Here is a 12983-nt window from a genome sequence, read left to right as displayed (position 1 = left end):
GCGGCTGAGCCAAGGCGCGAGGATCGACCGAGCGCCAGCGAGGGAGGACCGGAGCGCCGGTTCGGCTCGGCCGCCAGCGAGCACAGCGGCTTGCTCGGGGACAGCTGGCAGCTCATGTGGGGGATGCGCAACCGCATCGCTCACGGTCACCTGGGGTGCTGCTCTACTGCGCAGGCCGACCGGTCAGGTGGCGTCCGCGGGGAGGATCGCCGTGAGGTCCCACGACTGGGCCTCGTCCAGGGGTAGCGACACAACGACTCCGGTACTGCGGGCCGCCGTGAACAGTGCGCCGCGTTCCGTGCCGAGATAGCGGCTGGCAATCGCGAGCCGGACGTCGGTCACGCCGTCGCGGCGCAGGCAGGGCTCACCCTCGAGCCGGACACCACGGAACGGTGGGACGGTCTCGAAGATGAGAAGTGAGCACTGTGGTCGGCGTGACAGGTGCGTGAGCTTCACGTCGCTATCGGCGACCACGACCTCGGCACGGCCGTCGACCACGCGAAACCACACCGGGGACACTGCCGCGCTGCCGTCTTTCCGGTAGGTGACGAGTGCTGCGGGTGCAGGCGCGTCGAACAGGGTCTGGAACCGCGCGACGATCTCAGGAGTCATCTCGACGAGGGTACAGCCCTCGCCACGTGCCGGGGCCGCCGGCTGAGCCTCAGCGCTGCCGGCCGCGACGGCCGCCGTTGACGCGGTACACGTCGAAGACGCCGTCGATCTTGCGCACCGCCTTGATGACGTGCTCGAGGTGCGCTGGGTCGCCCATCTCGAAGGTGAAGCGCGACTGGGCGACCCGGTCGCGCGAGGTCTGCACGGACGCGGACAGGATGTTGACGTGCTGGTCGGACAACACCCGGGTGACGTCGGACAGCAGCCGGTTGCGGTCGAGGGCCTCGACCTGCAGCTGCACGAGGAAGACGCTCGCCGAGGAGGGCGCCCACTCCACGTCGATGAGCCGTTCGGGGTTGGCGGTCAGCGCGCTGGCGTTGGTGCAGTCGACCCGGTGCACCGACACCCCACTGCCGCGGGTGATGAACCCGAGGATCGGGTCGCCGGGTACGGGCGTGCAGCACTTGGCCAGCTTGACCCACACGTCGGGGGTGCCCACCACGATGACGCCGGGGTCTCCGCTGCGGCGCCGGCTCGCGGCGCGGGTCGGGACGGTCGCCTCGGCCAGGTCCTCGGTCGCGCCGTCGACCCCGCCGACCGAGTCGACCAGCTTGCGCACGACGTGCTGCGCGGACACGTGCCCCTCGCCGACGGCGGCATACAGCGCGTCGATGTCCTGGTAGCGCAGCTCGTTGGCGACCGCGGTCATCGTCTCGTGGCTCATGATCCGCTGCAGCGGGAGGTTCTGCTTGCGCAGGGTCTTGGCGATGCTCTCCTTGCCCGCCTCGATCGACTCCTCGCGACGCTCCTTGGAGAACCACTGCTTGATCTTGTTGCGGGCCCGCGGGCTCTTGACGAAGCTCAGCCAGTCGCGGCTCGGGCCGGCGCCGTCGGCCTTGGACGTGAGCACCTCGACCACGTCACCGTTCTCGAGGGTGGACTCGAGCGCGACGAGACGGCCGTTCACGCGCGCGCCGATGCAGTGGTGGCCGACCTCGGTGTGCACGGCATACGCGAAGTCGACGGGGGTGGCCCCCATCGGCAGCGCGACGACCGAGCCCTTGGGGGTGAAGACGTAGACCTCGCTGGCCCCCATCTCGAAGCGCAGCGAGTCGAGGAACTCCCCCGGGTCCTCGGTCTCGCGCTGCCAGTCGAGCAGCTGGCGCAGCCAGGCCATGTCGTTCGCCGGGGCCGCCTCGCCCGCCTTGCCGCCCACCGCCTGGTCCTTGTACTTCCAGTGTGCGGCGACGCCGTACTCGGCTCGGCGGTGCATGGTGTGGGTGCGGATCTGGATCTCGACCGGCTTGCCCTGCGGGCCGATGACCGTGGTGTGCAGCGACTGGTACATGTTGAACTTGGGCATCGCGATGTAGTCCTTGAACCGGCCGGGGACCGGGTTCCACCGCGAGTGCAGCGCACCGAGCGCCGCGTAGCAGTCGCGGACCGTGTCGACGAGCACCCGGACTGCGACGAGGTCGTAGATGTCCTCGAAGTCGCGACCGCGCACGATCATCTTCTGGTACACGGAGTAGTAGTGCTTCGGGCGGCCGGTGACGACGGCCTTGATCTTGGCAGCCGCAAGGTCCTGCTCGACCTGGGCCCGGACGCCGGCCAGGTACTCCTCGCGGGCGGGCGCCCGCTCGGCGACGAGCCGGACGATCTCGTCGTAGACCTTGGGGTAGAGCGTCGCGAACGAGAGGTCCTCCAGCTCCCACTTGATGGTGTTCATGCCGAGCCGGTGCGCCAGCGGGGCGTAGATCTCGAGCGTCTCGTTGGCCTTGCGCTTCGCGGACTCCTCCGGCACGTACCGCCAGGTGCGCGCGTTGTGCAGCCGGTCGGCCAGCTTGATGACCAGCACGCGGATGTCGCGGGCCATCGCGATCACCATCTTGCGCACGGTCTCGGCCTGGGCGGCCTCGCCGTAGGTGACCTTGTCGAGCTTGGTCACCCCGTCGACGAGCATCGCGATCTCGTCGCCGAAGTCGCGGCGCAGCTCGTCGAGGCCGTACGAGGTGTCCTCCACGGTGTCGTGCAGCAACGCGGCCGCGAGGGTCGGTGGCGTCATGCCGAGCTCGGCCAGGATGGTCGTGACGGCGAGCGGGTGGGTGATGTACGCGTCGCCGCTCTTGCGCAGCTGCCCCTGGTGGGCCCGCTCGGCGATCGCGTAGGCCCGCTCGATGATCGACAGGTCGGCCTTCGGGTGGCTCTGCCGGACGGCGGTCATCAGCGGCTCGAGAGCCGGGTTGCCGGAGGGACGCGCGGCGCCGAACCGGGCGAACCGGGCGCGCACCCGCGACGGTGCGCTCAGCTCGCTGCGGACCTCCTCGCTCATATCACGAGTCTAGAGGCGGGTCGGGACGTTCAGACCGTGAGGATCGCGTGCAGCGGCTGGGCACCCAGCCGGGCCCGCCCGCCGAGCGGACCGAGCTCGAGGACCACCTCGACGCCGGCCACGAGCGCCCCGGTGCTCTCGACCAGCTCGCAGGTGGCCGCGGCCGTGCCGCCGGTGGCCAGCACGTCGTCGACGACGAGCACCCGTTGCCCGGGGCGCAGCGAGTCGGCGTGCATCTCGATCTGCGCCGTGCCGTACTCGAGCGTGTAGGAGCGGCTCAGCGTCGTCCCCGGCAGCTTGCCGACCTTGCGCACCGGCACCATCCCGATGCCGAGGTCGAAGGCCACCGCCGCCGCGAGGATGAACCCGCGCGCCTCGATGCCGATGACGACGTCGACCGAGCCGGTATGCCGCCCAGCGACGTCGCGCACGACCGCGCCGAACGCCGCGCCGTCGCCGAGCAGCGGCGTGATGTCCTTGAACAGGACCCCCGGCTTCGGGAAGTCGGGCACGTCGCGCAGCCGGGCCGCGACGACCTGCGCGACCGGCAACCCAGCCATCGGCGTCACCGCTTCGACTTCGGCGCGCGCTTTGGCTGGTTGCGCGGCCCGGCCTGGGCGTACTTGTGCACGGGTCGGGCCGGGGTGTGGATCGGAGTGCCCGGGGCCGCGCCCGACGAGGTGTCGACGGCCTGCCCGTCGACGGGCGTCGGCGCCTCGTCCGGGACGGCGATGCTCTCGTGCCGCACCTCGTGCCGGGCCACGTACCGTTCGAGGTCGATGATGGCCGGCTCCCGGCGCCGGAAGTCGACGAACAGCGGTGTCGCGATGAAGATCGACGAGTACGCGCCGGCCGCGATACCGATGAACAGGGCCAGGGACAGGTCCAGCAGGGTGCCGGGACCCAGGAACGTGAACCCGACGAACAGGACGGCGGCGATCGGCAGCAGCGCGACGACGGTCGTGTTGATCGATCGGACGAGGGTCTGGTTGACGGCGAGGTTGGCGGCCTGCGAGTAGGTCATGCGCCTGGTCCGGAAGGCCTCCGCGGTGTTCTCACGCACCTTGTCGAAGACGACGACGGTGTCGTACAGCGAGTAGCCGAGGATGGTCAGGAAGCCGATCATCGACGACGGGGTGATCTCGAAGCCGAAGAGGGCGTAGATGCCGACCGTGACGACGAGGTCGTGCAGCAGCGCGATGAGCGCCGCGAGCGCCATCTTCCACGTTCGGAAGTAGGCCGCCATCACGAGCGTGACCAGCGCGAGGAAGACGATCAGGGCGCGGACCGCCTGCGCGCTGACCGACGCGCCCCAGCTCGGGCCGACCAGCGAGGCGCTGACCTGCCCCTGCTCGACGCCGAAGATCCGGGCCAGGTCCGCCTTGGCGGCCTCGGTCTTGCCTTCCGCCGCCTCGGTCTGGACCCGGACGGTGTTCGAGCCGATGATGCTGGCGTTGACGTTGCCGTCGATGCCCGCCTCGGTGATGGCCGACTTGGCGTTCTGCTCGTAGTTCTGCGTCGCGGTCACCCCGGAGACCCGGAACTCGGTGCCGCCCCGGAACTCGATGCCGAAGTTGAGGCCGCGCAGGAACAGCCCGCCGAGGGCGAGCAGGATGATGACCGCGGAGAAGGCGTACCACCGCTTCTGGCGCTCGATGAACTGGACCGAGCGCTTGCCGGTGTAGAGGTCGTTGCCGACCTGGGCGAAGTTGATCATGCCTGGCCCCTCCCGTCGGCCGAGTGCAGACCCGGGGCGGGCGCCGCGGTGCGGGTCGCCGGGCGCGGGCCGGTGCCGAACTGGCCGGCGCCGCGGTAGCGCGGGCTGACCTTGGCACCGAGCCGGACCGGGTCGAGCCCCGACCACTTGTGCCCGTTGCCGAAGAACTCGGTGCGCGCGAGCAGCTGGACCGTGGGGTGGGTGAACAGCATCACGACCACGAGGTCGATGATCGTGGTCAGGCCCAGGGTGAACGCGAAGCCGCGCACGTTGGCCGACGCGAGCAGGTAGAGCACGATCGCGGCGATGAAGTTGACCGCGTCGGCCGCGATGATCGTGCGCTTGGCGCGTTTCCAGCCGGTCTCGACGGCCGCCACGAGGGGGCGGCCCTCGCGGACCTCGTCGCGGATCCGCTCGAAGTAGACGATGAAGCTGTCGGCCGTGACGCCGATCGCGACGATCAGCCCGGTGACCCCGGCCATGGTCAGGCGGAAGCCGTGGGTCGTGCCCAGGATGGTCACCGCCAGGTAGGTCATGACGGCCGCCACCACGAGGGACAGGACCGTGACGAAGGCGAGCGCCCGGTACTGGAACAACGAGTAGATCACCACGAGGATCATGCCGATCAGGCCGGCGAGCAGGCCGAGGCCGAGCTGTTCCTGGCCGAGCTGCGGGGTGATGTCGTTCTGGGTCTGCAGCTGGAAGGACAACGGCAGCGCGCCGAACTTCAGCTGCTGGGCGAGCTGCTTGGCCGAGTCGATGGTGAAGTTGCCGGTGATCGAGGCCTGGCCGTTGGTGATGACCGCCTGGGCCCGCGGCGCCGTGATGACCGACTTGTCGAGGACGACGGCGAACTGGTCGCGTGGCGGCTGGTCCTGCAGCGCGTAGAGGCGCTCGGTGACCTGCGCGAACTTCTTGGCACCCGCGGCGTTGAACGACAGGCGTACCTCCACGACGGAGGTCGGCTGTCCGTTGGGGCCGGCCTGGAAGCCGCTCGAGGCGTCGGCGATCTCGCTGCCGTCGATCTCCACCGGCCCGAGGACGAACTTGGAGGTGTTGTCGTCGCTGCAGGTGGCCAGCGGCAGTGCGGGGTCGTCGACGATCTTGTTCAGCGTGCCCGGTACGGAGCAGTCGAGGGCGACGAACTGCCGGGCCACCGTGGCCGCGGCCGCGTCGGCCTTCTTCTTGTCCCAGCCGAGCCCGACCAGGCTCTCGGACGCCTGGGCGGCGATCGCCTTCTCGTCCGCGGCGGTGTCCTGCGTCTGCGGCGCGACCGCCGGTGCGGTCAGGCTCGGTGCGGTCGGGGTCGGGCCGGTGGCGGTCGGGGACGACGTGGCGGCCCGTAGCGCCGAGGGCACCGGGGCGTTGGCGGCGGTCCGGGTCGCGGTGGGTGTGGCCGTCGGCGAGCCGGGGGTGCCCGACGCCTTGCCGGTCACGCTCGGTGCCGGGGCCGACGGCTGTGGCGCCGGCGCGGTGCTGGGGGCGTTCGCGGTCTGGACGAACACGGCCCGGAAACGCAGCTGCGAGGGCTTGCGGATCGCGTCGAGCTGCTCCGGGGTCGGGGTGCCCGGGATCGAGACGACGATGTTGTTGCCGCCGAGGGTCGAGATCTCGGCCTCGGCGACGCCGTTGGCGTCGATGCGCTGTCGGATGATGTCGACGGCCTGGTTGATCTGCCCGGCCGTGACGGTCTGACCGCCGACCAGGACCGGCTCCAGGACGATCTCGGTGCCACCCTCGAGGTCGAGGCCGAGCCGTGGGGTGTACTGGCCGCCACCCCACTGCGCCAGGCCGGCGGTGATCGCCGCGAGACCGATGAGGATGGCCACGAGGGCGGTCAGCGACCGGGTCGCCGACCGCTTCTCCGTGCTACGCGCCATACGGCGGCCTCACTGACCGGTCGCGTCTGCGGGCCCGGCGGCGTCGGGTCCCGGTGCGCGGCTCGTGCCGGCCGCGTCGGGCTGCTTCATCGCGATGGCGCGCCGGTCGATCCGCAGCGTCGTGCCCTCGGCCACCTCGACCCAGGCGCTGTGTTCGTCGAGGTGACGGATCGTGCCGTAGATGCCGGCGTTCGTGATGATGTCGTCGCCGATCGACAGGGAGGAGCTGAACGCCCGCATGGCCTTGTGCCGCTTGGAGTTGCTCCAGAACATCCACACGATCAGCAGCACCGGCAGCGCGAGGATCAGCATGGTGGACATCCCGCTGCCGCTCGACGCGGTCTGCAGGGGCGTGGTCTGGACCAACGAGGCGACCTCGTTGCCGTAGTTCAGCATCAGCTCTAATCCTTCTGAGTCTTGGTCCGGGCAGCGAGCGGCACCTCACGGGTGTGGGGCTGCCGCGTCAACGACCGGTGGCACCGGAAAGTGCCGCACGCTGCGGTGCGGTGCCCGCAGGAGTCTATGGCGAGAGGACGGATTTGTCAGAATCCTGGCGGCAGGCTCAGGTCTCGAACCGGCCGCTGCCCGCCCCGTCGAGCGGCAGGGTGGCCGCAAGGAGCCCCGGTGCGTCGTGCGGCGGGGCCAGCCCCAGATGCTCCCACGCGAGGGCGGCGGCGGCCCGGCCGCGGGGGGTGCGCACCATGAAGCCCTCACGGACGAGGTAGGGCTCGGCCACCGTCTCGACGGTGTCCGGCTCCTCCCCCACCGCCACGGCGAGCGTCGACAGCCCGACGGGGCCACCGCCGAAGCGGCGGCACAGCGCCTCGAGCACGGCCCGGTCGAGACGGTCCAGCCCTCGGGCGTCGACGTCGAACAGCTCGAGAGCCCGCCGGGCCGCGAGGAGGGTGACGCGGTCCGCGCCGTGCACCTGGGCCCAGTCGCGCACCCGGCGCAGCAGCCGGTTGGCGATGCGTGGGGTGCCGCGCGACCGGGACGCGATCTCGGCGATGCCGTCCTCGTCGGCCGCGAGCCCGAGCAGCCGGGCCGACCGGTGCAGGATGGTGACGAGGTCGCCGACCTCGTAGTAGTCGAGGTGTCCGGTGAAGCCGAACCGGTCGCGCAGCGGCGCCGGCAGCAGCCCGGCCCGGGTGGTGGCCCCCACGACGGTGAAGGGCGGCAGCTCGAGCGGGATCGCGGTGGCGCCCGGGCCCTTGCCGACGACGATGTCGACCCGGAAGTCCTCCATGGCCAGGTAGAGCATCTCCTCGGCGGAACGCGACATCCGGTGGATCTCGTCGAGGAAGAGCACCTCGCCCTCGGCGAGCGAGGACAGCACCGAGGCGAGGTCGCCGGCGTGCTGGATCGCGGGCCCGGACGTGACCCGGATCGGCTGTTCCAGCTCACCGGCGACGATCATCGCCAGGGTCGTCTTGCCCAGTCCCGGGGGCCCGGACAGCAGGATGTGGTCCGGTGGGGTGCCGCGCCCCCGGGCGGCGGTCAGGACCAGGCCGAGCTGGTCGCGGACCCTGACCTGGCCGGGGAAGTCGTCGAGGCGCCTGGGGCGCAGCGCCGCCTCGACCTGGCGCTCGTCGGCGTCGCTGCCCTCGTCGACGACCCGGGCGGTCGCCTCGAAGGACCCGTCCCACTCCGCCGCCACGCCGTCCTGTCCTCTGCCCGTCATCGACCCAGCTCCTGCAGGGCGGCGCGCAGCAGGGCCGCCACCCCGGCGTCCGCCGCCGCCTCGGGGGCGACCTTGTCGAGGGCCGCGTCGGCCTGCCTGGCGTTCCAGCCGAGCCCGACCAGGGCCTCCCGGACCTGCGGTCGCCACGTCTCGTCGGTGCCGGTCGGGCCCTGGGCGGCCTCCGGGCCCGGGCCCGGCACCGCGCCGATCCTGTCGCGCAGCTCGAGGACGAGCCGCTCGGCGCCCTTGCGGCCGATGCCCGGCACCTTCGTGAGGGTCGCGAGGTCCTGTGTCGCGATCGCGCGCCGGAGCGCGTCGGGTGTGTGCACGGCGAGCATGGCCAGGGCCAGCCGCGGCCCGACGCCGGCCACGGTCTGGACGGTCTCGAAGACCGCCTTCTCGTCGGCGCCGGCGAAGCCGTAGAGGGTGAGCGAGTCCTCGCGGACCACGAGGGTGGTGGCCAGCTCCGCGGGTTGGCCCACGCGCAGGGCTGCGGCCGTGGCCGGGGTGGTGTGCACGAGCAGGCCGACCCCGGCCACGCCGACGACGAGCGAGTCGAGGCCGACCGTGAGGACGGTGCCGGACAGGGCGGCGATCATGGGCGGGCTCCTCCGGGGGTCGGCCGGCAGGTGGACGCACGCTCGCCGCGGGCGGCTGCGGCCGTGGCGGCGGCCTCGGCGAGGCGGTGCTGCACCGGGCCGCGCCAGACGTGGCAGATCGCGAGGGCGAGGGCGTCGGCCGCGTCGGCGGGACGCGGCGCGGCGGGCAGGCCGAGCAGGCGGGTGACCATCGCGGTCACCTGGGCCTTGTCCGCCCGCCCGCTGCCGCTCACCGCCGCCTTGACCTCGGTGGGTGTGTGCATCGTGACGGGCAGGCCGCGACGCTCCGCGAGGAGCATGACCACCCCGGTCACCTGTGCGGTGCCCACGACGGTGGAGACGTTGGAGTCGGCGAAGACCCGCTCGATCGCGATGGCCTCGGGCCGGTGCCGGTCGAACCACCGCCGCATCTCGTCCTCGATGACCGCCAGACGCCTCGGCGTGGGGTCGCTCGACGGGGTGCGGATGACCCCGACCTCGACCAGCGCGAGACGACGGCCCGGCACGCCGTCTACGACGCCGATCCCGCACCGGGTCAGGCCCGGGTCCACGGCGAGGACGCGCACCGGCGCCACCTCCTGCTCGTCTCTGCTGGTCTCACGCTCGGCCCATGCCCGTCACGGCCACCTCGCGGGCCGGACCGGGAACCGATCAGGCCGAACACCTGTTCGGCCCACCGTACGACGTGCTCCCCCCGGACGTCGTGAGGCACGCCGCGCCCGGCGCGCCGTCCGGGCGACAGGGAGGTGGGCGGCATACGGCCCGGGACCACCAGCGCGCGCGGCCGGGCTCAGTCGTCGTCCTCCAGCACGGCGAGGACGTCGTCGGGGATGTCGCCGTTGGCGAAGACGTCCTGCACGTCGTCACTGTCCTCGAGGGCCTCGATGACGCGGATCATCTTCCGGGCCCCGTCGAGGTCGAGCGGGACCTGCAGGTCGGGCACCCAGGACGCCTCGGCCGAGTCGTAGTCGATCCCGGCCCGCTGCACGGCCTCGCGGATGGCCACGAAGTCGGCCGCCTCGGACACGATCTCCCACGTCTCGCCGTTGTCGTTGACCTCCTCGGCACCGGCGTCGAGCACCACCTCGAGCACCGAGTCCTCGGTGATGTCGCCGGCCGGTCCCTCCTTCGGCACGATGACGACACCCTTGCGGTGGAAGACGTAGGCGACCGACCCGGGGTCGGCCAGCTGGCCGCCGTTGCGGGTCAGCGCGGTGCGTACCTCGGCGGCCGCCCGGTTGCGGTTGTCGGTCAGGCACTCGATGAGCAGGGCCACGCCACCTGGTGCGTAGCCCTCGTAGGTGATCGTCTGGTACTCGGCGGCGCCCGCCTCGGCGCCCGACCCGCGCTTGACCGCCCGGTCGATGTTGTCGTTGGGGACCGAGGACTTCTTCGCCTTCTGGATCGCGTCGTAGAGGGTCGGGTTGCCCGCCGGGTCGCCGCCGCCCTGCCGTGCCGCGACCTCGATGTTCTTGATGAGCTTGGCGAACAGCTTGCCTCGTCTGGCGTCGACGACGGCCTTCTTGTGCTTGGTGGTGGCCCATTTGGAGTGGCCGCTCATGCAGTGTCCTCACCCTTGCGAACTGACGATCTTGACGAACTCGGCATGGATCCTCCGGTCGGTGCTCACCTCCGGGTGGAACGACGTCGCGAGGAGGCCGCCCTGCCGAACCGCCACGATCCTACCGGCGGCTGGACCCTCGCCCACGGTGGCGAGGACCTCGACGCCGTCCCCGACCTGCTCGACCCACGGGGCCCGGATGAACACGGCGTGGACCGGGCGGTCGAGGCCGGCGAAGTGCAGCTGGGTCTCGAAGGAGTCGACCTGCCGGCCGAAGGCGTTGCGCCGCACCGTGATGTCGAGCCCGCCGAGGGTCTGCTGCCCGGGTGCGCCGTCGCTGATCCGGTCGGCAAGCATGATCATCCCCGCGCAGGAGCCGAAGGCGGGCAGGCCCTGCCTGATCGCGCTGCGCAGCGGCTCCTGCAGCCCGAACGCGCGCACCAGCTTGTCCATGACGGTCGACTCCCCGCCGGGGAGAACCAGCCCGTCGATCCGCTCCACCTGTTCGGGCCGTCGGACCGCGACGACCTCGACGCCGAGCGCCGTCAGCACGGCGACATGCTCGCGCACGTCGCCCTGCACGGCCAGGACCCCGATGCGTGGTGCGCCCATGGTTCGGAGCGTATGCCGCCGAGCACGCCGGGCGCGCACCGGCCCGAGGCCGCGAGCCGTCGTCAGCGCCGCGCGACGACGTACACCTCGAACGGGTTGGCGGCCAGGCGGTGGCGCTCGACGGAGCCGAACCCCGCCTCGCGGATCATCTGCTCGGCCAGCTCGACGCCCCAGACGGTGCCCAGCCCGGCACCGCCCTGGGCCAGGGACACCGACATGCAGTGCGTCGTGGAGATGGCGTAGAGGAAGCTCGCCCAGGGCAGGTCGAGGTTGTTCTCGAGCCGGCTCGACGCGTCGATGTCGCCCATCAGGAAGGTCCCGCCGGGCCGCAGGCACGCGGCGATGTGCTGCAGGACCTCGGCCGGTCGGGCCTGGTCGTGGATCGTGTCGAACGCCGTCACGAGGTCGTATGCCGCCGGGCTCGGCTCCCCCGCGACGTCGCGTACCGCGAAGGTGGCGTTGGTCAGACCCCAGGCGGCGGCCTCGGCGCGGGCGGTGGCGATCACGTCGGGCTCGAAGTCGAACCCGGTGAAACGGCTGGCCGGGAAGGCCCGCGCCAGCAGGTTCACGGCATGACCCTGCCCGCAGCCGACGTCGGCGACGTCGATGCCTGCTCGCAACCGGTCGGTCTCGCCGGTCAGCGGCAGGATCTCGTCGAGCAGGATCGCGTCTAGGACGGCGCCGCTGTCCGAGGCCTGCAGGTCGTGGAAGCCCGGGTAGGCCGCGTAGTCCAGGCCGCCGCCGTGCCGGAACGCCTCGACGATCCCGGGCGTGGTCTGTCCCATGAGGGTGACGTACTGCAGCGCCCGGGCCAGGTTGTCCGCGCTGGGGCCAGTCAGGAACGGGGCGTGGTCGGCCCGCAGGGCGTAGCCGCTCGTGCCGGGGTCGTAGTCGACGAAGCCCGCGGTGACGACGCCGCCGAGCCACTCGCGCACGTAGCGCTCGTCGAGCCCGGCGGCGTCGGCCAGCTGGGCACTCGTGACGGGCGGGAGCGTGGCGAGGGTCTCGAAGAGCCCGGTCTGGTGCCCGATGCTGGCGAGCACGGCGATCGCCCCGTCGTTGAGCACCTGCAGGAGGCGCTCGGTGACGGCCTCGGGGTCCGCGGCGGGCACACCGGCCGGGGTGCTGTCCGAGGCTACGGTCGGGATGGTGGTCATGGCCTGTCCTGTCGGCTCGGGTGGGCGCGGTAGCCCACTCCTCGACGGTAGGTGGGCGGTCGCGTCGCGCACATCGGCCGGATCATGCATCCTCGGGCGGGGCGCGTGGTGCGTTCGGTGTACGGCCCAGGTCCCAGACCAGGGACGCCACATGTCAGGGCCGACGCCGTCCGGTCGGTTGGCCCTGGGTCAGAAGGGTGGCGGGTCCGACCCGGGGCGGGCCTGCTCCAGCCAGTCGGTCGGGTGGGTGACGTAGCGCCGCCCCGCGGCGGTGCGCCAGCTGATCCGAGCGTCGTCCGGGTCGCGCACGGCGCGCCAGAGCCCGGTGGTGCGCACCCGGTGGTGCGCCCGGTGCTTCAGGCTCAGGTTGGTCACGTCGGTCGGCCCGTCGGGGTAGGGGATGTCGTGGTCGACGTCGCAGTGGGCCGGCGCGACGGTGCAGCCCGGGCCGCGGCAGCCCCCGTCGACTGCGGTGACGTGCTCGACCATGCCCGGGCTGGGCCGGTACCCGGGCCGGGACAGACGGATCGCCCGGCCGGTGTCGGCATCGGCCAGCAGCGTCTGCCAGCGTGAGCCGGGTGCGGTGATGATCGCGCGCGCCTGCTCGGCGGCGACCCAGCCGTGCCCGGGCAGCTCACATGGCGCCTCGTCGAGCCCGAGCGCGGTGCTGACCGGCACGACGATCCAGACCCGTCCCGCCGGGCGGTGCCCGAAACAGGCGAACCAGGCCGGCACGCTCGCACCCGCCTCGCACGCGACGCCGTCCGCGCCGATGGGGTCGGGGTCGTCGGGGTCGGCGCCGCTGCCCTCCGCGCCGTTGGGGTCGGCTTCG

Annotated in this window: 13 protein-coding genes; all 13 read right to left on the bottom strand. The window is 72.0% G+C overall.

Features of this window, described 5'->3' with window-relative positions:
• Window positions 1-183: 183 nt before the first annotated feature.
• Complete coding sequence (locus WMI84_RS12540; protein ID WP_347353643.1) at window positions 184-612, bottom strand: pyridoxamine 5'-phosphate oxidase family protein; 429 nt, start codon at window positions 610-612, stop codon at window positions 184-186.
• Window positions 613-661: 49 nt separating this feature from the next.
• A complete protein-coding gene (locus tag WMI84_RS12535) occupies window positions 662-2944 on the bottom strand; it encodes a bifunctional (p)ppGpp synthetase/guanosine-3',5'-bis(diphosphate) 3'-pyrophosphohydrolase (RefSeq protein ID WP_347353641.1) in 2283 nt (760 codons plus the stop codon).
• A gap of 29 nt (window positions 2945-2973) precedes the next feature.
• Entirely contained in the window at window positions 2974-3504 is a 531-nt protein-coding gene (locus WMI84_RS12530) for an adenine phosphoribosyltransferase (protein ID WP_347353639.1), read from the bottom strand.
• A 5-nt stretch (window positions 3505-3509) separates the two neighbouring features.
• On the bottom strand, window positions 3510-4661 hold the full coding sequence (gene secF, locus WMI84_RS12525) for a protein translocase subunit SecF (RefSeq protein WP_347353637.1): 1152 nt from the start codon (window positions 4659-4661) through the stop codon (window positions 3510-3512).
• A complete protein-coding gene (gene secD / locus WMI84_RS12520; protein ID WP_347353635.1) occupies window positions 4658-6541 on the bottom strand; it encodes a protein translocase subunit SecD in 1884 nt (627 codons plus the stop codon). The genes secF and secD overlap by 4 nt, the downstream gene beginning before the upstream one ends.
• 9 nt (window positions 6542-6550) lie before the next feature.
• Window positions 6551-6937, bottom strand: coding sequence for a preprotein translocase subunit YajC (gene yajC / locus WMI84_RS12515; protein ID WP_347353633.1), 387 nt, complete (start codon window positions 6935-6937; stop codon window positions 6551-6553).
• Window positions 6938-7103: 166 nt separating this feature from the next.
• Window positions 7104-8222, bottom strand: coding sequence for a Holliday junction branch migration DNA helicase RuvB (gene ruvB / locus WMI84_RS12510; RefSeq protein WP_347353631.1), 1119 nt, complete (start codon window positions 8220-8222; stop codon window positions 7104-7106).
• The gene (gene ruvA, locus WMI84_RS12505) at window positions 8219-8821 is read right to left on the bottom strand and encodes a Holliday junction branch migration protein RuvA (RefSeq protein ID WP_347353629.1); all 603 of its coding nucleotides are present in this window, start codon (window positions 8819-8821) and stop codon (window positions 8219-8221) included. The genes ruvB and ruvA overlap by 4 nt, the downstream gene beginning before the upstream one ends.
• The gene (gene ruvC / locus WMI84_RS12500; protein WP_347353645.1) at window positions 8818-9387 is read right to left on the bottom strand and encodes a crossover junction endodeoxyribonuclease RuvC; all 570 of its coding nucleotides are present in this window, start codon (window positions 9385-9387) and stop codon (window positions 8818-8820) included. The genes ruvA and ruvC overlap by 4 nt, the downstream gene beginning before the upstream one ends.
• Before the next feature lie 224 nt (window positions 9388-9611).
• On the bottom strand, window positions 9612-10382 hold the full coding sequence (locus WMI84_RS12495) for a YebC/PmpR family DNA-binding transcriptional regulator (RefSeq protein ID WP_347353627.1): 771 nt from the start codon (window positions 10380-10382) through the stop codon (window positions 9612-9614).
• A 9-nt stretch (window positions 10383-10391) separates the two neighbouring features.
• Complete coding sequence (gene pdxT, locus WMI84_RS12490; RefSeq protein ID WP_347353625.1) at window positions 10392-10994, bottom strand: pyridoxal 5'-phosphate synthase glutaminase subunit PdxT; 603 nt, start codon at window positions 10992-10994, stop codon at window positions 10392-10394.
• A gap of 62 nt (window positions 10995-11056) precedes the next feature.
• Window positions 11057-12151 (bottom strand): methyltransferase domain-containing protein, encoded by a 1095-nt coding sequence (locus tag WMI84_RS12485; RefSeq protein WP_347353623.1) that lies wholly within the window; start codon window positions 12149-12151, stop codon window positions 11057-11059.
• 189 nt (window positions 12152-12340) lie between these two features.
• On the bottom strand, window positions 12341-12983 hold a 643-nt coding region (locus WMI84_RS12480), incomplete at its 5' end, for an HNH endonuclease signature motif containing protein (protein ID WP_347353621.1).

The organism is Intrasporangium sp. (assembly GCF_039812505.1).
Lineage (GTDB): Bacteria > Actinomycetota > Actinomycetes > Actinomycetales > Dermatophilaceae > Intrasporangium_A.
This window is presented reverse-complemented; position numbering and strand designations above follow the sequence as displayed.